The 25,191-nt window shown below is 47.6% G+C and carries 23 protein-coding genes; 13 read left to right on the forward strand and 10 right to left on the reverse strand.

Annotated elements, in window-relative coordinates; genetic code table 11:
* From rsmA to ACNA7P_RS02680, 4 genes are all read right to left on the reverse strand, one after another.
* Nucleotides 1-779, reverse strand: a 779-nt coding sequence (gene rsmA / locus ACNA7P_RS02665) for a 16S rRNA (adenine(1518)-N(6)/adenine(1519)-N(6))-dimethyltransferase RsmA (RefSeq protein WP_416257062.1), incomplete at its 3' end; no start/stop codon positions are given.
* Between the two features lie 81 nt (nucleotides 780-860).
* A complete protein-coding gene (pdxA, locus tag ACNA7P_RS02670) occupies nucleotides 861-1,856 on the reverse strand; it encodes a 4-hydroxythreonine-4-phosphate dehydrogenase PdxA (protein ID WP_416257063.1) in 996 nt (331 codons plus the stop codon).
* Nucleotides 1,857-3,140: a peptidylprolyl isomerase SurA gene (gene surA, locus ACNA7P_RS02675; RefSeq protein WP_416257064.1), complete on the reverse strand. Its 1,284-nt coding sequence runs from the start codon at nucleotides 3,138-3,140 to the stop codon at nucleotides 1,857-1,859.
* 11 nt (nucleotides 3,141-3,151) lie between these two features.
* Nucleotides 3,152-5,494 carry an LPS-assembly protein LptD gene (locus tag ACNA7P_RS02680; RefSeq protein ID WP_416257065.1) on the reverse strand — a complete coding sequence of 781 codons (2,343 nt, stop codon included), beginning with the start codon at nucleotides 5,492-5,494 and terminating at the stop codon, nucleotides 3,152-3,154.
* A 133-nt stretch (nucleotides 5,495-5,627) separates the two neighbouring features.
* On the opposite strand from ACNA7P_RS02680, the gene ACNA7P_RS02685 reads away from it, so the two are divergent.
* Nucleotides 5,628-6,683, forward strand: a complete 1,056-nt coding sequence (locus ACNA7P_RS02685; protein ID WP_416257066.1) for an aminoglycoside phosphotransferase family protein — start codon at nucleotides 5,628-5,630, stop codon at nucleotides 6,681-6,683.
* A gap of 3 nt (nucleotides 6,684-6,686) precedes the next feature.
* Nucleotides 6,687-7,421 (forward strand): N-acetylmuramate alpha-1-phosphate uridylyltransferase MurU, encoded by a 735-nt coding sequence (gene murU, locus ACNA7P_RS02690; RefSeq protein WP_416257067.1) that lies wholly within the window; start codon nucleotides 6,687-6,689, stop codon nucleotides 7,419-7,421.
* Between the two features lie 42 nt (nucleotides 7,422-7,463).
* Here murU and ACNA7P_RS02695 read toward each other — a convergent pair whose 3' ends face one another.
* Nucleotides 7,464-8,147 carry a pseudouridine synthase gene (locus ACNA7P_RS02695; protein WP_416257068.1) on the reverse strand — a complete coding sequence of 228 codons (684 nt, stop codon included), beginning with the start codon at nucleotides 8,145-8,147 and terminating at the stop codon, nucleotides 7,464-7,466.
* A 147-nt stretch (nucleotides 8,148-8,294) separates the two neighbouring features.
* Here ACNA7P_RS02695 and ACNA7P_RS02700 point away from each other — a divergent pair, with 147 nt between their 5' ends.
* The gene (locus tag ACNA7P_RS02700; protein ID WP_416257069.1) at nucleotides 8,295-9,713 is read left to right on the forward strand and encodes a PhoH family protein; all 1,419 of its coding nucleotides are present in this window, start codon (nucleotides 8,295-8,297) and stop codon (nucleotides 9,711-9,713) included.
* Nucleotides 9,714-9,729: 16 nt separating this feature from the next.
* Here the strand turns inward: ACNA7P_RS02700 and ruvX are convergent, their stop codons facing one another.
* From ruvX to ACNA7P_RS02720, 4 genes are all read right to left on the reverse strand, one after another.
* Complete coding sequence (ruvX, locus tag ACNA7P_RS02705; RefSeq protein WP_416257070.1) at nucleotides 9,730-10,140, reverse strand: Holliday junction resolvase RuvX; 411 nt, start codon at nucleotides 10,138-10,140, stop codon at nucleotides 9,730-9,732.
* Nucleotides 10,141-10,151: 11 nt separating this feature from the next.
* Nucleotides 10,152-10,781, reverse strand: a complete 630-nt coding sequence (locus tag ACNA7P_RS02710) for a YqgE/AlgH family protein (protein ID WP_416257071.1) — start codon at nucleotides 10,779-10,781, stop codon at nucleotides 10,152-10,154.
* A 70-nt stretch (nucleotides 10,782-10,851) separates the two neighbouring features.
* On the reverse strand, nucleotides 10,852-11,808 hold the full coding sequence (gshB, locus tag ACNA7P_RS02715) for a glutathione synthase (protein WP_416257072.1): 957 nt from the start codon (nucleotides 11,806-11,808) through the stop codon (nucleotides 10,852-10,854).
* A gap of 21 nt (nucleotides 11,809-11,829) precedes the next feature.
* Complete coding sequence (locus ACNA7P_RS02720; RefSeq protein WP_416257073.1) at nucleotides 11,830-12,570, reverse strand: 16S rRNA (uracil(1498)-N(3))-methyltransferase; 741 nt, start codon at nucleotides 12,568-12,570, stop codon at nucleotides 11,830-11,832.
* A gap of 217 nt (nucleotides 12,571-12,787) precedes the next feature.
* Between ACNA7P_RS02720 and ACNA7P_RS02725 the strand changes: the two genes are divergently transcribed.
* Nucleotides 12,788-13,705: an ABC transporter ATP-binding protein gene (locus tag ACNA7P_RS02725; protein ID WP_416257074.1), complete on the forward strand. Its 918-nt coding sequence runs from the start codon at nucleotides 12,788-12,790 to the stop codon at nucleotides 13,703-13,705.
* Nucleotides 13,702-14,754: an ABC transporter permease gene (locus tag ACNA7P_RS02730; protein ID WP_416257075.1), complete on the forward strand. Its 1,053-nt coding sequence runs from the start codon at nucleotides 13,702-13,704 to the stop codon at nucleotides 14,752-14,754. Before ACNA7P_RS02725 ends, ACNA7P_RS02730 begins: the two co-directional genes overlap by 4 nt.
* Nucleotides 14,755-14,827: 73 nt before the next feature.
* Here the strand turns inward: ACNA7P_RS02730 and metK are convergent, their stop codons facing one another.
* A complete protein-coding gene (gene metK, locus ACNA7P_RS02735) occupies nucleotides 14,828-15,970 on the reverse strand; it encodes a methionine adenosyltransferase (protein WP_416257076.1) in 1,143 nt (380 codons plus the stop codon).
* A 243-nt stretch (nucleotides 15,971-16,213) separates the two neighbouring features.
* Here metK and tkt point away from each other — a divergent pair, with 243 nt between their 5' ends.
* The 8 genes from tkt to rpsU all read left to right on the forward strand — a co-directional run bounded on the left by tkt (nucleotide 16,214) and on the right by rpsU (nucleotide 25,153).
* Nucleotides 16,214-18,205 carry a transketolase gene (gene tkt / locus ACNA7P_RS02740; protein ID WP_416257077.1) on the forward strand — a complete coding sequence of 664 codons (1,992 nt, stop codon included), beginning with the start codon at nucleotides 16,214-16,216 and terminating at the stop codon, nucleotides 18,203-18,205.
* Nucleotides 18,206-18,216: 11 nt separating this feature from the next.
* Nucleotides 18,217-19,293 (forward strand): erythrose-4-phosphate dehydrogenase, encoded by a 1,077-nt coding sequence (gene epd, locus ACNA7P_RS02745; RefSeq protein ID WP_416257078.1) that lies wholly within the window; start codon nucleotides 18,217-18,219, stop codon nucleotides 19,291-19,293.
* A gap of 10 nt (nucleotides 19,294-19,303) precedes the next feature.
* A complete protein-coding gene (locus tag ACNA7P_RS02750; RefSeq protein WP_416257079.1) occupies nucleotides 19,304-20,482 on the forward strand; it encodes a phosphoglycerate kinase in 1,179 nt (392 codons plus the stop codon).
* A 39-nt stretch (nucleotides 20,483-20,521) separates the two neighbouring features.
* Nucleotides 20,522-21,586, forward strand: a complete 1,065-nt coding sequence (gene fba / locus ACNA7P_RS02755; RefSeq protein WP_416257080.1) for a class II fructose-bisphosphate aldolase — start codon at nucleotides 20,522-20,524, stop codon at nucleotides 21,584-21,586.
* Between the two features lie 170 nt (nucleotides 21,587-21,756).
* Complete coding sequence (locus ACNA7P_RS02760) at nucleotides 21,757-22,542, forward strand: DUF481 domain-containing protein (RefSeq protein WP_416257081.1); 786 nt, start codon at nucleotides 21,757-21,759, stop codon at nucleotides 22,540-22,542.
* Nucleotides 22,543-22,654: 112 nt separating this feature from the next.
* A complete protein-coding gene (gene queA, locus ACNA7P_RS02765; protein WP_416257082.1) occupies nucleotides 22,655-23,692 on the forward strand; it encodes a tRNA preQ1(34) S-adenosylmethionine ribosyltransferase-isomerase QueA in 1,038 nt (345 codons plus the stop codon).
* An 11-nt stretch (nucleotides 23,693-23,703) separates the two neighbouring features.
* A complete protein-coding gene (gene tgt, locus ACNA7P_RS02770) occupies nucleotides 23,704-24,819 on the forward strand; it encodes a tRNA guanosine(34) transglycosylase Tgt (RefSeq protein WP_416257083.1) in 1,116 nt (371 codons plus the stop codon).
* Between the two features lie 118 nt (nucleotides 24,820-24,937).
* Nucleotides 24,938-25,153, forward strand: coding sequence for a 30S ribosomal protein S21 (gene rpsU / locus ACNA7P_RS02775; RefSeq protein ID WP_416257084.1), 216 nt, complete (start codon nucleotides 24,938-24,940; stop codon nucleotides 25,151-25,153).
* Nucleotides 25,154-25,191 lie beyond the last annotated feature (38 nt).

A 25,191-nucleotide genomic window follows, 5' to 3' on the forward strand; every position in this document is an offset into this window, starting at 1 on the left:
GCCATTTTTACGATATCGGCTACGTGCAGTGTTTCTGGGCGTACGGTTGGGTTAATACCTAATTCCTCAAGCTCCTCAGCAGACATGAGCTCTTTCATGTTATTGCGCATGGTTTTACGGCGTTGGTGAAACGCAGTATGGCAAACATGGTTAAGCATGGCGCGATCGATTACCGGCCATGGTGATTCGCTGTAGGGCTCCAGGCGCACAACTGCAGAGTCTACTTTGGGTGCAGGGTTAAAGGCTTCAGGTGGTACTTCAATCACCGGAATAACTTTACAGGCTTGCTGAATCATTACGGTTAAGCGGCCAAAAGCTTTGCTACCTGGCTCGGCCGCCATACGCTCAACCACTTCTTTTTGCAGCATGAAATGCATATCGCTAATGCAATTCAAGTGGCTCAGCAAATGGAAAATTAGCGGTGTAGAAATGTTATACGGCAAGTTACCAAATACACGGAGTGGCTTCCCTAGCTCTGCCGATAAGGCCGCGAAATCATATTTCAATGCATCGGCACGGTGCACGGTAAGCTTGCCAGCAAATTCCGGAGCATTTTCTAAACGAGCAGCCAAATCACGATCTAACTCTACTACATGTAGATGGCCAGCGCGGTCTGCTACCGGCCGAGTTAGCGCAGCTAATCCGGGGCCAATTTCCACGATAGGGTCACCCGGTTGTGGTGCAATTGCGGTAACAATTGCATCAATAATCATCTCATCTTGTAAGAAGTTCTGGCCAAATCGTTTACGGGCGCGGTGCCCATCGAGAGCTTTACTCATGCGGTGTTGGTATTCCTAACTGATATGTGCGAATTAATAACGATGCTAGCAGCGCTTAACGTATTTGTACTAGTGTTTGGTTTAGGCATGTTCGAGTTGCTGGCTGGCCATATGAATTGCTTGCTCAAGCGCAATCTTGAAACTGCCGCTATCGGCATTACCTAATCCGGCTAAATCAAGCGCGGTACCATGATCTACCGAGGTTCTTACGAAGGGCAAGCCAAGGGTAATGTTCACAGCTGCACCAAAACCCTTATATTTTAGCACGGGTAGGCCTTGGTCGTGGTACATGGCTAATACCACGTCGGCATTCTCTAGGTACTTCGGTTGAAAAATGGTATCTGCCGGCAATGGTTCCGAGAGATTGTAACCATTTTGATCACGCAAGAGATTAAGCGTAGGAGTAATAACATCAATCTCTTCATAGCCCAAATGGCCACCTTCGCCCGCATGTGGATTTAAGCCACATACTAAAATGCGCGGATTATCGAGGCCGAACTTGTGCACCAAATCATGATGCAAAATATGAATTACTTGGCTCAAGCGATCGGGAGTAATTGCTCGTGATACGTACGCAAGTGGAATGTGGGTGGTTACTAGCGCCACACGCAACCCCTCTGTTGCTAGCAGCATTACTACATCTTTGCAGTTTGCTTGCTGAGCAAAATATTCAGTGTGGCCACTAAACGCAATACCAGCTTGGTTAATTATCCCTTTGTGTACCGGGCCGGTAACCACTGCGGCAAACTCGCCATTAATATTGCCTTGGCTGGCACGTTGCAGAGTATCAATTACATACGCTCCATTCGCTTCATTAAGGGTTCCCGCTACTGCAGGCTCTCGTAATGGAATATTGCATAGCGTAAGCGTACCCGCTTGCTGAGATTGTGGTGCTTGATCGGGGCGATACGGCAGGAGTTGCAGTGGTAAGCCGAGTTGCTTGGCGCGCTCCGCTAATAATTCTCCATCGGCACAAACAACAAGCTCAGCAGGCCAAGGCTGCTGAGCAAGTGTAATGATTAAATCTGGGCCAATGCCCGCTGGTTCCCCAGGGGTTACTGCGATGCGCAAGGTCATTTAGGTGCGAATATCCACGAAGGCATTATCACGCAATTCCTGTAACCAAACATCGAGTTCTTCTTGGAACTTACGGCTGTACAATATTTGTTGCGCTTGTTCCAGTAAACGTTGCTCAGTAACATCTTGCTGTCTGCGCTCAAGCACTTCAACAATATGCCAACCATGGGTAGTACGGAAAGGTTCGGAAATTACATTCAAATCGAGTTGGCGAACGCGATCACGGAACTCGGGAACGTAAATATCTGGTACTGCCCATTGCAGAACGCCGTTTTCTGTTGCGGAGCCAGGATCTGCTGAGTGCTCACGGGCTAATTCGCCAAAAGATTTCTCGCCCGCAATTACTTGCTCACGAAATTCTTGCAGCATTTGTTGGGCACGATTTTCCGATAAAATCACCGAAGGGCGAATAAGAATATGGCGTGCTAACACTTCCTCATTGGTAGCTTGTTGTGCACCACGTACATCTTGAATTTTCAAAATGTGGTAGCCCAAGCCGCTGCGCAATAAACCCGCAACATGGCCTTTTTCTTGGTTTTCCAATGCACTAGCAAACAAAGTTGGCATTGAGTTGATGGTCATCCACCCCATATCACCACCTTCAAGCGCGTTTTGCGCACTGGAAGCGGTAATGGCTAATTGGCCGAAATCGTCACCAGCACGAGCTAACTCGAGCACACGCTCGGCACGTTGGCGCGCTGCAGGCTCATCGGTATTGCCCTCTTCATCTTGTAAACTTACCAAGATATGAGCAACGCGATATTCAGTATTTTGATCGCCTTGTTGAGAAATAATGTCAGCTAATAAATTAATTTCTTGAGGGCTCATATAAATACGGCGCTGAATGCTTGCACGCTGCACTTCCGACATCACGATTTGTTTACGAATTTCTTCGCGATATTCTGCCCAACTTGCGCCTTCGCGAGTTACTTCTTGGCGTAGCGCATCTACTGGCATGTTGTTTTCATTGGCGATACTGGCAATGGCTTGATCCAAGTAAGCATCATCAATACGAATACCCATTCGCTCCGCCATTTGCATTTGCAGCTTCTGCAGAATTAAGCGTTCTGCTGCTTGGGTTTTTAACGCGGTATCGGAAGGCATAGTGCCGCTACTGTTACGCACTTCTGTGCGCACGTTCTCGATTAGCTCGTTGAGCTCGCTTTCGAGAATAACTTGTTCATTTACCACGATAGCAACGCGGTCAAGAAGAGTTTCTGCGTACGCCATAGTGCTGGCCAGCATGGCAACAACACCAAAAGCCAAGGCTGTAATTTTTCTCATAAAGCTTCCAATTAATTACTTAAATAAAACGGTCTACGGTACCCGAAGATCCCCTGTTGCAGCATATTCATCATGCCGCTAGCACTATTGCTCAATCCTGTGAGTATGAATTGAACGCTAATGCCATTATCAAAATCTGCTGCTGGTAACGGGCCATCAGCAAAGGTTAAATCATAATTTCTATTTACCCGTCGATACGCACTTACTTGCATCGACCAACAACAATTATCATATTGCAATCCAACCAACGCATCCATCGTTCGGTTGGTGCGCAAATCTGAGTACCAATGGCTCGCTACCGACCAATTGTCAGAGAGTTTCCAAGCGGCGATTAAACCTACTTGTTCAACTTCTTCATCGGTACCTACTAAACTGCGCACTCTACGATGGTTTAACTGTATCAAGTTCCCCTCATCTTTACGATACTCAACCGCAACTCTACTTTTGCGTACCGAACTAATATCGGTATCGTATTGCATGGCTGAACTTACATACCAGCGCGTGCTAAGTTGAAAATCGAGCTCTGCCGCAATCTCAGAATTACTCGCAGTTACTCTGCTCGTTTCATCGAACAATTGGGTTTGGCTCTCATCAAGGTAGATTATCTGACCTAAGCTAAAGCGCAGAAGTTCCTCAGCGTTATTATCAAAAAAACTAGTAGTTGCACCCAAGGTAACTTGGTGGGCATCAGCAATGCGATCTAACCCAGAGAAACGGCGGGGTCTAAACAAGCTGTGATAATCATCTTGCATAAGAATGGTATCGTAAATACCGATTTGCGTTTGGTCTTGCTGCGGCACATACAAATATTGCACTTGTGGCGTTAAAGTTTGTAACCCGCGGCCACTATTAAATGCGCGCTCTAGGTGAATTCTACCATGCCAGCGGAACTGGGGCAGGTAGCGTGTTACCGAAGCTGCTCGAGTAGCATCTTCAGTTTGTTCAAAGTGCGTAAGCATATAACTTAAATCAGCCTGCCAATCCCAAGCAGGGCGCACCACTTCATAACTTAGTGTAGGTTCCGCATGCCATCGAGTGGCGCTATCATCGGCATCGTTAGGATTGCGGAAATGGCTGAATTCGGAAAACATTTTCAGGCGCAAATTACTTGCCAGAGCTTGATCGTGCCATACGCTTGCCCGCGGCAAAGTGCGATAAGGCGCACGGTAGGGGCCAAGCATTTGAAAATCTTCAAACTGAATTTGCGCGCGTGTAGCACCATTATTGTAATCAACTTGCCCACGGCGATATAAGTGCGGATCTGCACGATTAAAGAAATCACTACCAAAATCATTGATATAAGCACTATCACTTACTTGGGCTATATCAATGTAACCACTCCAGCGCTCATTAAAACTACTTACATTTTCAACCCGCCAAAACGAACGGCTGTTATTGTTATTACTTTCGTTATCATTCGCCAGTAGTTCGAAGGTTACGTCTACTTCGTGCTGCTCACTCAGGTAGCGTATCTCAGTGTTCGCCATGATACCGCGGCGGCTCATAAAGCGCGGGGTAAAGGTTAAATCATAGTTCTCGGCAAGATTAATATAGTAGGGCACTTCCAGTTCTGCGCCGTTGCGGGCCGAGCTACGCACGGTAGGATATAAAAAGCCTGATTTGCGCTCGTCGTTTAGAGGAAATGAAAAGCGCGGTACATAAAGCACGGGCACATTAAAAATACGGAATTGAGCGTGGTGTGCAACACCCCAATTATCTTCCTCACCTACATCAATTTGCGCTGCTTTAATCAACCATGCTGGGCGATCTCCAGGGCAAGTGGTAAAGGTGCCATCATGCAAGGAAACAACGCGCTCGCCTTCGCTAGCATTGATATTAATGCGGCCGGCGGTGCCAAAGGCCGCGTTGGGAATTAAGTAATATTCGCTATCCAAGATGCTTGCACTTTGCGATAGGCTATCGGCGGCAATATCGGCAGCGCGCACGGCAATATAGCCATCGGAATAGGTAAGCCCGCCGCTGGCAGTAAACTGGTTGGTAAGTTGATCAAAACTTGCACTTTGCGTGGTTAGCCGCTGATCACCTTGTAAAAAGAATACGTTGCCCCGAAACTCAGCAAAGCGGTTGGCTTCAATATGGGTTTCGTCGGCGCGCACTAAAATATCATCTACGGCAAGCTCGCTACCGCGTATGCTTTGTTCGCGCAGCGGCATATTGGTTACCCAGGTAGGCACAACGTGGCAAGCGTTTATTTCCGGTAAAGCCGGTTGAGGCGCTGGCACAGAATCATTATTTTGGCCAACAGCTGGCGTGCTCATGGCTACTGAGCAAGCAGCAGCAACAATGCTAAGGCGAAGCGATTTTAATGTTGTTGAGTGCGCCGTTGAAATCATGAATCCCGTTATTTCTATCTTGGTTGTTCGTGCAAGAGCAACATAATAAAGCAATTTCCTTCTGCGGGCTATTTGCTAAGATGCACAATTACCGAATTCATTATGAAAAATTGAACTGCAAAGGAAATCTCCTGTGGTAAATGAACGAATCGTGCAACTGGCAACTTGGGTTGCCAAGGCATTAAGTACCATTCACGGCACCACTATTCACACTCGTAACCTGAAGATTGCAACGCTTGCAGGCGATGCCAGCTTTCGTCGTTACTTTCGCGTAACGCTCACAACGAAGTTGCGGTGTGTAACTTATGTGTTGGTAGATGCACCACCGCCAGAATCACTCGAACCTTTTGTATCGATTGCGCTTGCCTATGCAAAAGCAGGTGTGCGAGTACCGAAAGTGTTGGCGAGTAACCCTAAATTGGGCGCCATGCTGCAAGAGGATTTTGGCGATCAGTTGTTTTTTTCTGCTGCCGAGCAAAGTGCTAACGCCGTTGAACTATACAATGCGGCGATTCAGAGCTTGCCAGCGATTATGCGGGTGAAAGCGCATCGCCAAGGTACGTTACCACCCTATGATCGAGCATTGCTAGAGCGTGAAAATAGCTTGTTCCGTGATTGGTTGTTAAGCACCCATTTGCAGTTAAAGCTAACGCCAACAGAAGAACATATGTGGCAAAAATTTAGTGAGGTGTTGATTCAGAATGCATTACTGCAACCGCAAGTGGGGGTGCATCGTGATTACCATTCTAGAAATCTGATGATGTTGGGCGATAGCGCCGAAGCACTTGGCGTGATTGATTTCCAAGATGCAGTAGTAGGCCCAATTACCTACGATGTGGTGTCGCTGCTACGTGATTGCTATCGAGTGTTGCCGGCTGAACAGTTGCACACATTGTGCAATACCGCTTACGAACTGTGTTTGCATGAGCAGTTGTTACCAGTCAGTACGAGTGCCGAGCAATGGCAACGTTGGTTTGATTTGATGGGCCTTCAGCGGCATACCAAAGCAGCAGGGATTTTTGCGCGCTTGTATCATCGAGATGATAAAGCCGGATATTTAGCTGATATTCCTACCACAGTGGCATATTTGCAGAACGTTGCTAGCCAATACGCAGAGTTTGCCGAGTATCAGCAGTTACTTACAGATAAAATATTGCCTGCAATTGCCGCGCAGAACGTGGAGAGCTAAGCGATGAATTCAGCCATGCCAGTGGATACAAGGCCAGTGGATACAGGCATCCGCAAACAAGCCATGATTCTTGCTGCGGGCCGTGGTGAGCGTATGCGGCCACTTACCGATCATACCCCAAAACCGTTATTAACCTTGGCAGGTAAGCCGCTGATCGTTTGGCATATCGAAAAGCTCGCAGCGGCAGGTGTTACCGATATTGTGGTGAATACAGCTTGGCTAGGTGAGCAATTACAGCAGCAGTTGGGCAATGGCGAGAAGTGGGGCGTGCGCATTCAGTGGTCGCCGGAACCGGCAGGTGGCTTAGAAACGGCCGGGGGTATTATGCACGCATTACCTTACTTTCAAGATCAGCCGTTCATTGTAGTAAATGGTGATATTTGGAGTGATTTCGCCTATTCCAGATTGCTTACCAAGGTTACCGAAATGGCAGCCATGCCGCACATATTGGCGCACTTGGTGTTGGTAAATAACCCGATTCACCATCCTCAGGGCGATTTCACGCTAAGGGATACGGGGGTAGTAGATGCCCCCGGGCTCACGTTTAGTGGCATGAGTGTGCTGCATCCACAATTATTTTATGGCTCAGAAGGTGGTTTCTTAAAATTACGGCCATTTCTAAGTGCGGCTATGCAGCGCCATGCGGTAACAGGCGAACACCACCAAGGAAGCTGGGCAGATATTGGCACCCCTGAGCGGCTCAGCGAACTTAATGCGCAGCTAAGCTCGGCAGATTAACCTGCTTACTACTGCTTTGCGGCTGCCTAGGTGGGCCGTGTATTAAAATTGCGCGGGTAGGAAGAACTCCATAGGCTCGCCGGTACTTGGATGCGTAAACGCAAGGTATTCGGCATGCAGCATTAAGCGCGGGGTTGCGGCAGTGATTGCCGGCGTTCCATATAGGCGATCACCCAAAATAGGATGGCCAAGTTGTTGCATGTGCACGCGTAATTGGTGCGAACGCCCGGTTATAGGGGTAAGCAATACCTCACTCCACTGTATCGATTCGTTAATGGATTGTGTTGCAGAATCGGTACTTATAGACACCCGCTCATAATGAGTAAGCGATGGCTTTCCTTGTTCATGGCATACCATTTGTTTTGGTCGGTTTGGCCAATCACAGCGCAGTGGTAAATCAATACTTCCAGAAGCATTGTTAACACTACCGGCTACTCGTGCGCGATATTGTTTTTTCACCAACCGCTGTTCAAACTGTTTCCCCAGCTCACCCTGAGTTGGCTTGTTTAACGCCATTAACAGCAACCCAGATGTGGCCATATCCAACCGATGCACAATGCGCGCTTCCGGCAGCACTCTGCGTACTCGCAGTTCCAGGCTATCTTTGTGCTCTAAAGCTTTGCCGGGAACCGTAAGTAGCCCTGCATGCTTGTGCAGTACGAGCAAATTATCATCGCGATAGATAAATTCGAGATAGGGCTGTTGCGGTGGATTATAGATCAACATGAGTAGGTTCAAATTAGTGAAAACGGCGGCAAGCATAGCAGAAATGCGCGCTAGAAAAAATTAGCAAAAAAACTTCATTTGGTAATAGCAGGTTCATGTTCATAGGCTAAGCTTAAGGTGACAACAACAACAAATGAGGCGCTTAATATGGCGAAAAATAAGCCGGATACAGCATCAGCTCCTGCGCAAACCGATATTAAATACTACGTACTTGATACCAATATTTTACTGCATGAACCGCTCGCCTTTCTTAATTTTCAAGAACATAACGTTGTTATACCGATGGTGGTGCTCGAAGAGCTCGATCATATTAAAGATCGCCAAAAAGATGTTAGCCGTGATGCACGGGTAGCCATTCGTTCATTAGAGGAAGCATTACACGAAGCCACACCGGAGCAAATTTCCGCGGGCGTGCCACTCACGCGTATTAGTGGTGAGCATCAAGCCGAAGGGCATTTATCTATTTTTCCTGATTTCCAACTGCAGCAAACTGAATCGGCGCTATCGTTGAATGAGAATGATCACCGCATTATTCAAACCGCATTGCAGCTGCAGGCGAGTAAGGCGCCACAAAAAGTGGTGTTGGTTACCAAAGACATCAATATGCGCTTGAAAGCGAAAGGCGCTGGGGTGAAGTTGGTAGAAGATTACCGCACCGATCAGCTCATTGATGATATTCGCCTACTCGCGAAAGGCTTTTATCAATTTGAGGGGGATTTTTGGGACACCGTAGGCGAAGTAAAATCCGAGCAAGATGGCCGCGATACTTATCACTTTATTGCTCGAGATGTGTTTCCTACCGTGTATCCAAATGAATATTTACTCGATGAAACAGAAAAGTTTGCCGCGCGGGTAGAAAGCTTTACTGATAGCCATGTGAAAATTCTGGATCTTGGCCGTGAACGGCTAATGAGCCAACGCGCATGGGGTATTAGCCCAAAGAATATTTACCAAGCCATGGGTATGCATGCATTGCTAGATGCCAGCCAAGATTTAGTGATACTTACAGGCCCCGCAGGCTGTGGTAAAACCTTATTAGCGCTGGCTACGGCACTTGAGCAAATCGTGGAAAAAGGCATGTATGAAAAAATCATCGTTACGCGCAACACCCCTGAAATTGCCGAATCGATCGGCTTTTTACCGGGCACGGAAGAAGAAAAAATGGCGCCTTGGTTAGCCGCCATTACCGATTCATTGGAAGTGCTGCATAAGAATGATGAGAACATGGAATCAAGCCTTGATTTCATTATCAAGAAAGCCAACATTCAATTTAAATCACTGAACTTTATGCGTGGGCGCAGCATTCAAAATGCCATCGTGATTCTCGATGAGGCGCAAAACCTAACTGCCGGACAACTAAAAACTATAATTACGCGCTGTGGCGCAGGCACAAAAATTATTTGTTCAGGTAATTTGGCACAAATCGACAGCTATTATTTAACGGCGGTTACTTCAGGCCTTACCTTTATTGTGGAGCGCTTTAAAAATTACTATGGCGGTTCTACGATGAACTTAAATGGCGTGGTGCGTTCGGGGCTGGCGCAATATGCAGAGGAAAACTTGTAGCACTATCTATTGAGCACTAGGCTTGCGCACTGAAATGGTCTTCTAAAATAGTACAGGCCGCGGCGCTATCAACGCGGCCTTTTGTTAGCTCGCGAAAGCCGCCACGGGCGAACAGCTCTTCGCGCACACTGGCCGTAGTAAGGCGCTCGTCTTGTAGCTTAATTTGCACGCCAAAGCGGCCATGCAAACGGTTGGCAAACTTGCGGGCGAGATCTGTAAGCGGTTGTTCGCTGCCATCCATATTCAAGGGCAAGCCCACCACACAATATTCGGGCTGCCATTCTTTAATTAGCTTTTCGAGCGTTTGCCAATTGGGAATCCCTTCTTTAGCAGCGATAGCGGGCAAAGGCGAGGCGGTGCCAGTAAAGGCCGAACCTACGGCAACACCAATACTTTTAGTGCCAAAATCGAAAGCGAGAATGCTCATGCTCTTCCTTGTTACGCGTGGCCAGCTTGGCTTGATAATTGGCCAATTTCAAAGCCTAAGCTTTCGGCAGCCTTACCCCATCGCTCAGCGGTAGGCGTAGTAAACATTAAATTGGCATCGGCCGGTATAGTGAGCCAGCTATTGTCGGCAAGTTCTTCTTCCAACTGGCCAGCTTCCCAACCCGCATACCCAAGGGTGAGTAAGAATTTCTGTGGTGCTCGATCGGAACCCAGCGCTTCCAGAATATCGCGTGATGTAGTGATCATGATTTCGCTACTTAATTGCAAGCTACTCCGCCATCCTTCTTGCGGTGGGTGTAGAACGAAGCCACGGTCGGTTGCTACTGGGCCGCCGGTAAGTACCTGCAGGTCGTCGAAATTACGATTATGCGTTATTTCTACATCAATCTGCTCTAGCAGACTGGCAACGGTCATGCCAATTGGCTGATTAATAATTAAGCCCATCGCTCCGTCTTCATTGTGCTCGCACACATAGGTAACGGTGTGATGAAAAAACGGGTCGTCTAAGCCTGGCATCGCAATCAAAAAGTGGTTGGCAAAGCTTTGAAACTCGCCTGTTTCCTCGCTTAACTCTTCGCTTAACTCTTCGCTTAATTCTGAATTATGCTTTTCATCAGCCATGTTTACTCCTCATGTTGCCCTTGGGCATTCGTTATTGGCTTCGTATCTACTAGCAACCGCGCGGCATGTGTTAGCGCCGCGTTGCCTCAAGATCTGCCACAACAGCATCGAATAGCTGCCCGGCAATATTCAGGCCATAGGCATTTTCAATTTCACGCATACAGGTAGGGCTGGTTACATTAATTTCGGTAATGCGATCTCCAATTACATCAAGCCCTACTAAGTACAAACCTTTTTCTTTCAATACCGGGCCTACCGCATTGGCCAAGGCGAAATCACTATCGCTCAAGGGCTGTGGCCTACCAGTACCACCGGCCGCTAAATTACCTCGTGTTTCGCCTGCCGAGGGAACGCGCGCTAATGAGTAAGGTACCGGCTCGCCGTTAATGATTAAAATACGCTTATCACCATCTTTGATCGCGGGTAAATATTCCTGCGCCATGGCAAAGCGATTACCAAGTGCGGTAAGGGTTTCAATAATTACGCCAAGATTACTGCCGCTTTCATCAACCCGGAAAATTGACGCACCGCCCATGCCATCTAATGGCTTTAAAATAATGTCTTTGTGCTTGCTGTGGAAGGCTCGAATCTGCTCGGCGCTGCGGCTAACCAATGTTGCGGGAATTAAATCTGGGAACCAAGCGGTAAACAACTTTTCGCTACAATCACGCAGGCTTTGTGGGCGGTTTACCACTAACGCACCATCTCGCGCTGCTAAATCTAACATATGGGTGGCGTACACAAATTCAATATCAAAAGGCGGATCTTTACGCATGAAGATCACATCAAGCTCGCCCATTGCTACAATTTCGGCCGTGCCTAGTTGATAAAAATCTTGCTCACGATCGGTTACCTTTAGCGGCTGCACTCGCGCCATTGCCGTACCTTGTTCGATAAACATATCGGCTAGCTCTAAATACAACAGCTCATAACCACGCGCTTGCGCTTCTAGGGCAATGCGGAAGCTGGTGTCTTTATAGGTTTTTACGGTTTGGATCGGGTCCATCACGATAGCAACACGAAGCATAAAAAAACTCCCAGAACAGGTTTAGGCGAGATCGCCAAAATTAGATTGTAACGCAGTAATGGCTGCAAGTGCTGCAGTTTCTGTACGTAACACGCGTGGGCCCAATTGCACAGGGTGGCAATGGTGCTGCTGAGTGAGTTGCACCTCATGCTCACTAAAACCACCTTCGGGGCCAATCAGTAATTGATACGTATTGTGGGCCGGTAATTGTTTAAAACTATCTTGCGCCGTAGGCTCAAGAGTAAGGGTTAGGCCTTGCCGTTGAGTATTAAGCCACTCGTTAAGAGTGAGAGCGGGCATTACTTGCGGCACCGTATTGCGGCCGCACTGCTCACAGGCGCTGATCACGATTTTTTGCCACTGTTCCTGCTTTTTCGCTAAGCGTTCGGCATTTAGCTTCACGTTACAGCGTTCGGTAAATAGCGGAGTAATGCTATGCACTCCAAGCTCCACCGATTTTTGCAGCACAAAATCCATACGATCGCCTTTGGAGATGCCTTGGGCTAAATGAATTGCTAGAGGCGATTCTACATTTGCGCTAATCTGTTCTAACACCTTTACCGTTACTACCTTCTTGGTAACCGCAACTATTTCGGCGGGGTAGCGGTGATTATCACCGGTAAAGAGCTCTACTAATGCACTCGGCTGTAAACGCAATACGCGGCCAACATGGTTACTGGCCTCAGCGCTAAGCTCAGCCGGTTGTTGTACCTGTAGTGCATGTTCTGCTGGTATGGGGTGATAAATGCGGGGAATGCGCATAGTAAGCCTTAATGGTTAAGCGGATAAGTAAAAACAGCATCGCGTGTTACTAAACTGCTCGCTGCGATACCTGTAATCATAACTGCCATGTTACCCGCGGCAGGCGGCCGCGGCAACTGTTTGGCCGCGAGTAAGCGTTGGCGATTGGCGCGATAAATAGCAAGAGTATTCCTGCTGAATGCAGCGAACATAACCCTAGCAAAAGTGAGAGTTTATTTTGGCAGATTCAATTCCGGCAGCGAACGAACATATCATTTTAAGTACACGTGGGCTTACAAAGCGCTATGGTGACGTTACCGTGGTGAATCAGCTTGATCTAGATATTCGCGAGGGTATCTGTTTCGGTTTGCTGGGGCCGAACGGGGCTGGCAAAACCACCACGATAGAAATGCTTGAAGGCATTTTGCAGGCCAATGCAGGAGTAATACTTTATCGAGGTAAACCTGTAGATAGCAGCTTCTTTCAAAAAGTAGGCATTCAATTTCAACATACGGCACTACCAGATTTTCTCAAAGTTACTGATGTACTGAATCTGTTTAGCCGTTTCTACGCTGAGCCCATGGATAGAAACGAGCTTATTCGTTGGTGTAATTTGGAAGATATTTTGGATCGGGATCACCGCAAACTTTCGGGAGGCCAAAAGCAGCGTTTGCTATTGGCGCTGGCGTTAATGAATGATCCAGATTTGTTGTTTCTCGATGAACCCACCACGGGGCTAGATCCGCAAGCTCGGCGCAATTTTTGGCAACTAGTGCGCTCTATCCGCGATCGTGGCAAAACAGTGCTGCTTACCACCCATTACATGGATGAAGCGGAGCAGTTGTGTGATGAAATTGCCGTGCTCGATCAAGGCAAGATTATTGCCCAAGGCGCTCCTCGTGCATTATTGCACCAACACTTTCGTGGCGCCCTCATTCGTTTACCGCGGGCGAACTTTACAGCAGGTAGTTTGCCACCCGTGTTTGCCGAAGCTGAGGCACAAGGTGAGTTTTATCAACTGCAAGCCGAGGCGGTAGATACTACTTTGGCTGCGTTAATCGCAAGTGGTGTTTCGTTGCATGGTTTGCAGGTTGAATCGGCAACCCTTGATGATTTGTTTTTAAAGTTAACTGGCCATGAGTTGCGGGGTGAATGATGTTTTGGAAACGTTTTATTGGTGTATTTACCGCTCGCAACCTTGAGTTTTTACGCGATAAAGAATCGCTGAGTTGGAACTTGGTTTTCCCGCTCGTATTAGTGGCTGCTTTCGCTTTTTTGTTTGATAGTGATGATCGTACCATTGTGAGCGTGGGCGTAGTGCACGAATTAGCGCAGGAAGTAGCGCAGGAGCAAGTAGATAATGATCATACAATTCGAGTGCCAGAGTTCGCGAGCTTAAGCTTCGTGGAGCAAGTGCCTTATACCAATCGCGAACAGGCATTGCGGCGCCTGCAGCAACATCAACTAGATTTAGTAATTGCGCCCGCTGAGCAGCGCTATTGGTTGAATGAAAGCTCGCCGGGAAGCGCACTAGCCGCCGAATTGCTAACCGCTCGTAGCGATGCTTATACGCAAGAAATATTAACGGGCCAAGCATTGCGGTATGTAGATTGGGTACTACCGGGCATATTAGCCATGAATTTAATGTTCAGCTGCTTGTATGGCGTGGGGTATGTAATTGTGCGGTATCGGAAAAATTCGGTACTCAAACGCTTACAAGCAACACCTCTTTCTGCATTCGAGTTTTTGCTCGCACAGGTAGCCTCGCGGGTATGGCTGGTAATCGTAACGCTGATTGTGGTGTATTTAATCTGCAATGCAATTTTCAGTTTTGTGATGGAAGGCAGCTACTTATTGCTGATTCTATTAGCTTTTCTGGGCTCTCTTTGTATCTCCGCATTGGGGCTATTGATTGCGGCCCGCACGCGCAGTGAGGAACTCTCCCGCGGGCTACTCGATTTTGTTGCCTGGCCCATGCTATTGCTTTCGGGGGTATGGTTTTCTCTGGATAGCTCGCCAGTGTGGGTACAACAATTTGCGCAAATATTTCCGCTTACGCATTTGCTCGCTGCTGCCCGCGCAGTAATGTTCGATGGCGCCGGGTTGGTGGAAATTCTACCGCAAATTATGATTCTACTGGCGATGACCCTAGCATTCTTGCTGCTAGGCGCGCGTTTATTCCGCTGGATAGGGGATGGCCGCTAAGCGCATTGCGATAGTAGGAAACTAAAAAACCCGAGTTACTGCAGTAACTCGGGTTTCTTATTAGCGCTGTAAGTTATAGCGAAGCGCGAATAACCTCTACTTTGTCAACCCGTTCCCAAGGGAACTCATCGCGGCCAAAGTGGCCGTATGCTGCGGTTGGCAAATAGATTGGGCGCTCTAAATCAAGCATTTTTAAAATGCCATAAGGGCGTAAATCAAAATGCTGGCGCACGATACCAATCAAGGTTTCTTCATCGTATTGGCTGGTGCCGAAAGTTTCGATACTAATCGAGGTTGGCTCAGCAACACCAATGGCGTATGAAACTTGCAGTTCAAGGCGATCGGCAACGCCGGCGGCTACTAAGTTTTTCGCTACATAACGGGCGGCATATGCGGCGCTACGATCTACTTTAGAAGGATCTTTGCCCGAGAATGCGCCACCACCATGGCGCGCCATACCGCCGTAGGTATCTACAATAATTTTGCGGCCAGTTAAGCCACAATCACCCATAGGCCCACCAATTACAAAACGGCCAGTTGGGTTGATATGAATTTGCGTTTTGTTGGATAACCATTCAGCTGGTAATACAGGCTTAATAATGGTTTCCAGCACCGCCTCACGTAACTCTGGTAAATCAATTTCCGGCGCATGCTGTGTTGAAAGTACAATGGCATCAATACCCACTGGCTTTCCATCTTCATATATGAAGGTAAGCTGGCTTTTTGCATCTGGGCGTAACCATTTTAGTTCGGTGCGGCGCACCTTAGCTTGCTGCTGCACAAGTTTGTGCGCATACATTACCGGTGCTGGCATGAATTCAGCGGTTTCATTGCTGGCATAACCAAACATCAAACCTTGGTCGCCGGCGCCTTGATCTTCTGGGCGAGCGCGATCTACGCCTTGATTAATATCTGGCGATTGCTTACCAATGGCATTTAATACTGCACAGCTATCGGCATCAAAGCCCATATCGGAATGGGTATAACCAATTTTGCGCACGGTAGAGCGGGTAAGCTCTTCGATATCTACCCATGCATTGGTATTTATTTCGCCGCCTACTAAAACCATACCGGTTTTTACGTAAGTTTCACACGCAACGCGAGCGCGTGGATCTTGTGCAAGAATCGCATCGAGCACTGCATCCGAGATCTGATCAGCAATTTTATCTGGGTGTCCCTCAGAAACTGATTCTGAAGTAAATAAATGACGTGCCATAGTTTTTCCGAGCTCCAATAATTTGCGGCAATGGTAGCGTAATATCTTGCATAAATCTACTTTTAGACGTCTATCTGTCTAAACGTGAATAAAACGTTAAATTCTCTGTACCTATCTATTCGCAGCGATGCACAGATAGGTGATGCTTTCAATTTGCGTGCATCGGCGGAATGATAGACAATATGCGCTAGCCAACTTACGGCTTTCGCCTTTCAAATGATCACAAAATGCCAGGAGTTTCTGATGTCAGATCGTCGTTACCTCGCCAATGCGATTCGCGCCCTTAGTATGGACGCAGTGCAGCAAGCCAAATCAGGCCACCCAGGTGCGCCTATGGGAATGGCGGATATCGCCGAAGTGTTGTGGCGTGATTTTCTTTCCCACAACCCAGTAAACCCTAACTGGCCAAACCGCGATCGCTTCGTGCTTTCGAATGGCCATGGCTCAATGTTAATTTATTCGCTGTTGCATTTAACAGGTTACGATTTAAGCATTGATGATCTGAAAAATTTCCGCCAATTGCACTCAAAAACTCCGGGGCATCCTGAGTATGGTTATACCCCAGGGGTAGAAACCACTACTGGGCCACTTGGCCAAGGTGTTACCAATGCAGTAGGCATGGCCATTGCCGAGAAGGTACTGGCTGCCCAGTTCAACCGTGCAGATTTTGATATCGTTGATCATTACACCTATACCTTCTTGGGCGATGGCTGTTTAATGGAGGGTATTTCCCATGAGGCGTGTTCACTGGCAGGTACGCTTGGTTTAGGGAAACTTATTGCGTTTTATGACGATAACGGTATTTCTATTGATGGCGAAGTTGCAGGCTGGTTTACCGATGATACGGTGAAGCGCTTCGAAAGTTATGGTTGGCAAGTAATTGCTGATGTTGATGGCCACGATAGTGCAGCGGTGCAGCAAGCCATTACCGAAGCGCGTGGCGATACGCAACGGCCTACACTTATCTGCTGCAAAACGGTAATCGGTTTTGGCGCTCCAAATAAGCAAGGTACTGAAAGTTGCCATGGTGCGCCACTTGGCGAAGAAGAGATTGCGGCTACCCGTGCGGCACTCGGTTGGGAACACGGCAAGTTTGAAGTGCCGGAAAATGTGTATGCTGCTTGGTCTGCCCGTGAAAAAGGTGCCCACGCAGAGAAATGCTGGAATGAATTATTTGCAGCCTATGCTGAACAGCACCCGGCGCTTGCGCGTGAATTTAGCCGCCGCATGAACGGCGAATTACCAGCGAATTGGGCTGAAGTTGCGCAAGAATACGTAGAGAAACTACAAGCTAACCCGGAAAAAGTAGCTACCCGCAAAGCTTCACAGAACGCCTTGAATGCATTTGGCCCAGCTTTGCCAGAGTTACTCGGTGGATCGGCTGATTTGGCCGGCTCGAACCTTACGATTTGGAATGATTCCAAGCCGCTTACGCAAACTGATGCTAGTGGTAACTACATCTATTACGGTGTGCGTGAGTTTGGTATGTCGGCGATTATGAATGGCCTGCAATTGCACGGTGGCTTCCGCCCATATGGCGCTACTTTCTTGATGTTTATGGAGTATGCGCGCAATGCAATTCGTATGGCAGCACTTATGAAGCAGCCGGTAATTCACGTTTACACTCATGATTCCATTGGCCTGGGTGAAGATGGCCCAACGCATCAGCCGGTAGAGCAAATGGCGAACTTACGGTTAACGCCAAATTGCGAAACATGGCGCCCATGCGATCAAGTGGAATCAGCGGTAGCGTGGCAAGCCGCAATTGAACGCAGCGATGGCCCCACTTGCTTGGTGTTTACCCGCCAAGGTGTGGCGCAAATGGATCGTAATGCAGAGCAGCTCGCGGCAGTTCGCAAAGGCGGCTATGTACTGAAAGATTTTTCTGCAAACCCTGAATTGATTTTAATTGCCACCGGCTCGGAAGTGGAATTAGCGATGCAAGCCGCTGAGCAGTTGAGCGTTAACGGTGAGAAAGTGCGGGTAGTTTCAATGCCTTCAACCTGTGTGTTTGATAAGCAAGATAAAGCCTACCGCGATAGCGTATTGCCACCAGCAGTGCGCCGCCGGGTGGCAGTGGAAGCTGGTATTGCTGATTTCTGGCAAAAATATACCGGTTTTGATGGCGCTATTGTGGGTATGCGTAGTTTCGGTGAATCGGCACCTGCCGATCAGTTGTTCAAGCATTTCGGCTTCACTGTAGAAAATGTGGTGAAGGTAGCGAAAGGCATTTAGAGGCATAAACATTGAACGAAGCAGTAAGTGGTGCACGGCCAGCGCGGAAAACGCGCGTAGCCATTAATGGTTTTGGCCGCATTGGCCGCAGTGTGGTGCGCGCATGGTTGGAATCGGGTTGGCATGAACAGATCGAGTTGGTAGCCATTAATGAGCTGGCGAGTAGCGATGGTATGGCTCACCTGCTGCAATACGATTCTACCCATGGCCGTTTTGCTGCGCAGGTGGGGGCGGAGCAAGATGTACTGATTATTGCCACGCAAAATGGTAGGCAACCGGGCAATGTAGTGGCGGAAATTCAGTTGTTCCATCGTGCGCAAATTGCCGATTTACCATGGCGTGAACTTGATATCGATGTGGTGTTGGAATGTACTGGCGTGTTTGGTAGCCGTGCCGATGGGCACGCGCATTTATTAACGGGTGCCAAGCGCGTATTATTTTCCCATCCAGCATCACCTGATGTGGATTTCACCATTATTCAGGGCATCAACCAGCACGAGCTGCTACCAGAGCATCGCATTGTTTCTAACGGTTCTTGTACTACGAATTGTATTGTGCCGGTAATTAAGGTACTTGATGATGCGTTTGGTGTAGATAGCGGTACTATCACTACTATTCACTCGGCAATGAATGATCAGCAAGTAATTGATGCGTACCATGATGATTTACGCCTAGCGCGTGCTAGTTCGCAATCCATTATTCCCGTAGATACGCGGTTAGCGCGTGGTATTGAACGTATTTTGCCGAAATTTGCCGGCCGTTTTGAAGCCATTGCTGTGCGCGTACCTACTACTAACGTTACAGCGATGGATTTAAGCGTAACCTTACAAAGCAAAGTAGATATCGCATCGGTAAACCAAGCATTGGCAACTGCTGCTGCCGAACAATTGCCGGAAATTTTGGGTTACACGGAAATTCCTCTTGTTTCCGCGGATTTTAACCACGATCCACGCTCCAGTATTGTGGACGGTACGCAAACCCGCGTGAGCCACAAACAACTGGTAAAAGTGTTGGCATGGTGCGATAACGAATGGGGCTTTGCGAACCGAATGTTAGAATCGGCAATAGATTTAGCTAAATTGAATTAAGGATACTTCGATGACTGTGAAATACATGAACGATATTGATTTACGTGGCAAGCGTGTATTGATTCGCGAAGATTTAAACGTGCCGATAAAAGATGGCAAAGTAGCCTCTGATGCGCGCTTACGCGCTGCATTACCAACCTTGCAACGCGCCCTAGAGCAAGGCGCAAAAGTAATGGTGATGTCGCATTTAGGCCGTCCAGAAGAAGGCGAGTTTACGGCTGAATATTCACTGGCACCGGTGGTTAAGTATTTAGCCAATGCGTTGTCGTTCCCTGTGCGCCTTGAAACAAATTATTTAGATGGCGTAGATGTGGCGGGCGGCGAGCTCGTAGTATTTGAAAACGTGCGCTTCAATGTGGGTGAAAAGAAAAATGACCCAACTCTAGCGAAGAAGATGGCGGCACTCTGTGATGTATTTGTAATGGATGCATTCGGCACCGCTCATCGCGCGCAAGCCTCAACTTATGGCGTTGCTCAATATGCTCCAATCGCTTGTGCTGGCCCATTACTAGCCGCTGAGCTAGATGCACTTGGCAAAGCGTTAGAAAACCCGAAGCGCCCGCTAGTGGCAATCGTAGGCGGCTCGAAAGTTTCTACTAAACTGATGCTACTGAATTCTTTAGTACGCAAGGTTGATCAGTTAATTGTGGGCGGCGGTATTGCGAATACCTTTATTGCTGCTGAGGGCCATGATGTTGCCAAATCATTGTATGAACAAGATTTGGTAAATGAGGCATCTCGTTTAGCCGAATCTGGTAAAACACGTGGAGCGGTAATTCCTGTGCCCACAGATGTGGTAGTAGGCGATCACTTTGGCCCTGATGCAACAGCAGTAACAAAAGCAGTGCATGAAGTAAGCGGCGATGATCAAATTTTTGATATTGGCCCAGAAACCGCAGCACATTTAGCGGCGATGCTGAAAAATGCTGGCACCATTGTATGGAACGGTCCAGTAGGAGTATTTGAGTTTGATCAGTTCGGTGAAGGTACCCGAGTACTAGCAAATGCAATTGCCGATAGCGATGCATTTTCAATTGCCGGCGGTGGTGATACGCTTGCAGCCATCGATAAATATGGCATTGCCGATAAAATTTCCTATATTTCTACCGGTGGTGGCGCATTTTTAGAATTTTTAGAAGGTAAGAAATTACCAGCAGTAGCAATTTTAGAAGCTCGCGGTAGCGAGTAAGTACCGATTTTATTAAAAGAAAATTAAGGAGAGTTGCAAATGGCATTGATTTCGATGCGCCAAATGCTCGACCACGCGGCGGAGTTTGAATACGGAATTCCAGCGTTTAACGTGAATAACCTTGAGCAAATGCGCGCCATTATGATGGCAGCCGATGAAACTGACAGCCCGGTGATCGTGCAAGCTTCTGCAGGTGCCCGCAAATATGCTGGCGCACCATTTTTGCGTCACCTAATTTTAGCAGCTGTTGAAGAGTTCCCGCATATTCCAGTGGTAATGCACCAAGACCACGGAACGTCTCCAGCAATTTGCCAACGTTCGATTCAGTTGGGTTTTAGTTCAGTAATGATGGATGGCTCACTGCGTGAAGACGGCAAAACCCCAGCAGATTACGATTACAACGTTGATGTAACGCGCCGAGTTGTGGAAATGGCGCATGCCTGTGGCGTATCTGTTGAAGGTGAGCTCGGTTGCTTAGGCTCGCTAGAAACAGGGCAAGCAGGCGAAGAAGATGGCGTGGGTGCTGAAGGTACATTGAGCCATGATCAGTTACTAACCGATCCAGAAGAAGCTGCAGATTTTGTGAAAGCTACACAAGTAGATGCCTTGGCAATTGCTTGTGGTACTTCGCATGGCGCCTATAAGTTCTCGCGGCCACCAACTGGTGATATTCTTGATATTGGTCGTATTAAAGATATCCACAAGCGTATTCCTAATACGCACTTAGTAATGCACGGCAGCTCTTCAGTTCCACAAGAGTGGTTAGCGATTATTAATGAGTTTGGCGGTGAGATTCCAGAAACCTACGGGGTTCCGGTTGAGCAAATTCAAGAAGGTATTCGCCACGGTGTGCGGAAAGTAAATATTGATACGGATTTGCGTTTAGCATCTACCGGTGCAGTGCGTAAATTCATGGCTGAAAACAAGGCCGAGTTTGATCCGCGTAAATTTTTACAGGCTTCTACGCAAGCTATGTACGATATCTGTAAGGCGCGTTATGAAGCATTCGGTACCGCTGGAAATGCAAGCAAAATTAAGCCAATTTCACTAGAAACCATGTTTATGATGTATGAGCGCGGTGAGTTAACCGCAACAGTGAAATAACGAACCTTTACGAAGAAATCCACCACCGCAGCGTAAAATGCGGTGGTTTTTTCGTTTTATGGGTTCGAAAAGTAGCTGAATTCCGTTAGAATACAAGAAATAGTGATAAAAACCGTGCAGATTGGCCAAAAAATAACAAACCAATCAGTGGATGATTTGAAGGGGGCCTTGTGCGTCTAAAATTAATTGCCTTAGCCTTGTTAGGTTTTTCTGGTGCCGCATCATCATCAACTTTTATGTTTGACGATATTCAGGATGTTGATCCAGCAGCGAAAGATGGTAAGTGGCGTGCTACTGCTGAACTTGGTGTATTGTTGCGCTCTGGGAACACCGATTCACGCTCTTGGAAAGGCAAGCTCGATTTACAGCGTGATACTGAAAACTGGCGTAAACGTGCAGTTTTAGATTATTACCTACAAGAGCGGAAAACGTTTGAAGGGGATCGGGTAACCGATGCTGATCGCTTTTTCGTATCTGGGCAAGGTAACCGTAAATTTAATGTAGGCAGCCATTCTTCGATCTTTATCTATGGCTCTTATGAAGATGACGCGCTCAACAGTTTTGAATATCAATCAACGATTGCGGCCGGTTATGGTGCACGTTTTTTGCATAACGAGAATATGTTCACCGATTTCGAAATTGGTCCGGGTTATGCATACGATAAACGTCGTGATACAGGCGAAACGGATGGTGATTTAATTGTTCGTGCGGCCGCTAACTTTGAATGGCAAATTAGTGAAACTGCCCGTTTCACACAATTGGTTTCTACTGAAATGGGTGATGATAATACCCGTTCGCGAGCAGTAGGGGCATTAACTGCCAACCTGAACTCACGGTTGGCGATGCGGTTAACCTTAACCATCACTCATAACAGTACTGTTTTTGAGCAAGCGGATGGTCGTACCCCAGAGAAACTAGATACAGAAACAGCGGTTACTTTGGTATATACCTTCTAATTAGATTACTGCAGCACATGTTGTAATGTGTTGATTTAACAAATTAAAGCGCCGGTACCTTGTTGTGCCGGCACTTTTGTATTTACTGTTTGTTTTTTCCGGTTGGAGCTCAATGAAGCGTTCAGACTTTTCTTTTCAGTTGCCAGATCACCTAATTGCGCGTTACCCACAAGCGGATCGTAGTGGCAGTAGGTTACTTACCTTAATTGGCGAAAGCGGTGAGATCGCGCATAAGAATTTCCGTGATTTACCTAGCCTGTTAAACCCCGGTGATTTACTGGTATTTAATAATACTCGCGTGATACCAGCGCGGCTATTGGGGCAAAAAGTATCCGGTGGCAAAATTGAAGTTCTAGTAGAGCGCATGCTTGATGAGCACCGCGTTTTGGCGCACGTGCGCGCTAACCGCGCACCGAAAGCTGGCACCGAGTTGTTGTTAGAAAATGCGGTGCCTGCAACTATCACTGGCCGTGATGATGCGCTGTTTGAGGTAACCTTTGATAGCGGCAGAACGGTGTTAAGTTGGTTGGAAGAGTTTGGCCATATGCCACTTCCACCTTATATTGACCGCCCTGATGAAGCCAGTGATCGGGAACGTTATCAAACCGTTTATGGGGTAAAACCAGGCGCGGTTGCTGCGCCTACTGCAGGTTTACACTTTGATGCGGAAACCATGCAAGCGCTAACCGATCGAGGAATTGAAACCGCATATGTTACTCTACACGTTGGCGCCGGCACGTTTCAGCCAGTAAGGGCTGATGATATTCGTGAGCACAAGATGCACAGCGAATGGGCCGAGGTACCACAAGAGGTGGTTGATGCTGTGGCTGCTACACGTGCGCGTGGCGGGCGAGTAATTGCGGTAGGTACCACTTCCGTGCGTTCGCTTGAATCGGCAGCGAAAGCAAATGCTGGCGAACTCGCTGCGTATAGCGCCGATACGGATATCTTTATTTACCCGGGTTATCAATTTAATGTAGTTGATGCCATGGTTACGAACTTTCACTTGCCTGAATCAACCTTAATTATGTTGATTTCAGCGTTCGCAGGGCAAGCGGAAGTAATGTCGGCTTATCAGGCCGCAATACAGCAAAAATATCGTTTCTTTAGTTACGGTGATGCAATGTTTATCACCCGAAAACACCGTTAAACAGGTAAAAGATGAAGTTTGAACTAATTAAAAGTATTGGCAAAGTACGCCGTGGCCGCATGACATTTGATCGCGGCACGATAGAAACTCCTGCGTTTATGCCGGTAGGTACATTGGGTACAGTAAAAGGCATGAGCCCTGAAGAATTGGCTGCAACCGGTGCTGAAATTTGTTTGGGCAATACCTTTCATTTAATGCTGCGCCCGGGCACATCGATTATTCAACAGCACGGTGATTTGCATGATTTTATGAACTGGCATAAGCCAATTCTCACCGATTCTGGTGGCTTCCAAGTATTTAGCCTTGGCGATTTACGCAAAATTTCCGAGGAAGGGGTAACCTTCCGGTCGCCAATTAACGGCGAAAAAATCTTACTTACGCCAGAAAAATCAATGCAGGTTCAGCGCGAACTGGGCTCTGATATTGTGATGATTTTCGATGAGTGCACGCCATATCCAGCTACAGTGAAACAAGCTGAAGATTCAATGCAATTATCATTGCGTTGGGCACAACGCTCGAAAGACGAGCATGGTGATAGTAAATCAGCGCTATTTGGCATTATTCAGGGTGGTATGTACGAAGATCTGCGTGATGTGTCGCTTACCGGGCTAACCGATATCGGTTTTGATGGCTATGCCATTGGCGGTTTATCAGTAGGTGAACCAAAAGACGATATGATGCGCATTCTTGATTATACCGCGCCGAAGATGCCAACCGACAAACCACGTTACTTAATGGGCGTGGGTAAACCAGAAGATTTAGTGGAAGCAGTGCGCCGCGGCATTGATATGTTTGATTGCGTAATGCCCACACGAAATGCTCGTAATGGCCATTTGTTTACCTCAGCTGGGGTGGTGAAAATCCGCAATGCTCGCCATCGTACCGATACTGCACCGCTCGATAGTGAATGTGATTGTTACACCTGTAAGAACTATTCGCGGGCGTATTTACACCACCTCGATCGTTGTAATGAGATCCTTGGAGCGCGTTTGAACACGATTCACAACCTACATTACTACCAAGCGCTCATGAAAGGCATGCGTGATGCGATCGAAAAGGATCAATTTGATCAATTCGTTAGCGAGTTTTATCGCAAGCGCGGCGAAAATGTTCCAGAAAGTGCGTGAATAAATCGATCTTAGGCTTTACAGCAGCCCTTAGGTTGTTTAAAATTCAGCACCAATTTTATCCTGCATGGCCAATGAGTGGCCTGCGTACTACGAAAATTTTTGAGGTGAGAGGCAGATGCCAGTAGTTAAACTTAAAGAAAACGAGCCATTTGACGTCGCACTGCGCCGTTTCAAGCGTTCTTGCGAAAAAGCAGGTGTACTATCTGAAGTTCGTAGCCGCGAATTTTACGAGAAGCCAACTGCAGAGCGTAAGCGCAAGAAAGCTGCAGCTGTGAAGCGTCACGCCAAGAAATTGGCTCGTGAAAACGCTCGTCGCACTCGCCTGTATTAAGAAATAGCGATTCAGCGCAAGCGTAAGCGGGCGTGTAA

The organism is Aliidiomarina sp. (assembly GCF_047920995.1).
Classification (GTDB): Bacteria; Pseudomonadota; Gammaproteobacteria; order Enterobacterales; family Alteromonadaceae; genus Aliidiomarina.

Excerpts from the sequence above, each read along its gene's own strand:
- murU (WP_416257067.1), top strand. The coding sequence starts at position 6,687 with ATGAATTCAGCCATGCCAGTGGATACAAGGCCAGTGGATACAGGCATC.
- ruvX (WP_416257070.1), bottom strand. The coding sequence starts at position 10,140 with ATGAGCATTCTCGCTTTCGATTTTGGCACTAAAAGTATTGGTGTTGCC.
- ACNA7P_RS02720 (WP_416257073.1), bottom strand. The coding sequence starts at position 12,570 with ATGCGCATTCCCCGCATTTATCACCCCATACCAGCAGAACATGCACTA.
- surA (WP_416257064.1), bottom strand. The coding sequence starts at position 3,140 with ATGAGAAAAATTACAGCCTTGGCTTTTGGTGTTGTTGCCATGCTGGCC.
- ACNA7P_RS02750 (WP_416257079.1), top strand. The coding sequence starts at position 19,304 with ATGACTGTGAAATACATGAACGATATTGATTTACGTGGCAAGCGTGTA.
- gshB (WP_416257072.1), bottom strand. The coding sequence starts at position 11,808 with ATGCTTCGTGTTGCTATCGTGATGGACCCGATCCAAACCGTAAAAACC.
- tgt (WP_416257083.1), top strand. The coding sequence starts at position 23,704 with ATGAAGTTTGAACTAATTAAAAGTATTGGCAAAGTACGCCGTGGCCGC.
- ACNA7P_RS02730 (WP_416257075.1), top strand. The coding sequence starts at position 13,702 with ATGATGTTTTGGAAACGTTTTATTGGTGTATTTACCGCTCGCAACCTT.
- metK (WP_416257076.1), bottom strand. The coding sequence starts at position 15,970 with ATGGCACGTCATTTATTTACTTCAGAATCAGTTTCTGAGGGACACCCA.
- tkt (WP_416257077.1), top strand. The coding sequence starts at position 16,214 with ATGTCAGATCGTCGTTACCTCGCCAATGCGATTCGCGCCCTTAGTATG.
- pdxA (WP_416257063.1), bottom strand. The coding sequence starts at position 1,856 with ATGACCTTGCGCATCGCAGTAACCCCTGGGGAACCAGCGGGCATTGGC.
- rpsU (WP_416257084.1), top strand. The coding sequence starts at position 24,938 with ATGCCAGTAGTTAAACTTAAAGAAAACGAGCCATTTGACGTCGCACTG.
- fba (WP_416257080.1), top strand. The coding sequence starts at position 20,522 with ATGGCATTGATTTCGATGCGCCAAATGCTCGACCACGCGGCGGAGTTT.
- ACNA7P_RS02700 (WP_416257069.1), top strand. The coding sequence starts at position 8,295 with ATGGCGAAAAATAAGCCGGATACAGCATCAGCTCCTGCGCAAACCGAT.
- ACNA7P_RS02695 (WP_416257068.1), bottom strand. The coding sequence starts at position 8,147 with ATGTTGATCTATAATCCACCGCAACAGCCCTATCTCGAATTTATCTAT.
- ACNA7P_RS02680 (WP_416257065.1), bottom strand. The coding sequence starts at position 5,494 with ATGATTTCAACGGCGCACTCAACAACATTAAAATCGCTTCGCCTTAGC.
- ACNA7P_RS02710 (WP_416257071.1), bottom strand. The coding sequence starts at position 10,781 with ATGGCTGATGAAAAGCATAATTCAGAATTAAGCGAAGAGTTAAGCGAA.
- queA (WP_416257082.1), top strand. The coding sequence starts at position 22,655 with ATGAAGCGTTCAGACTTTTCTTTTCAGTTGCCAGATCACCTAATTGCG.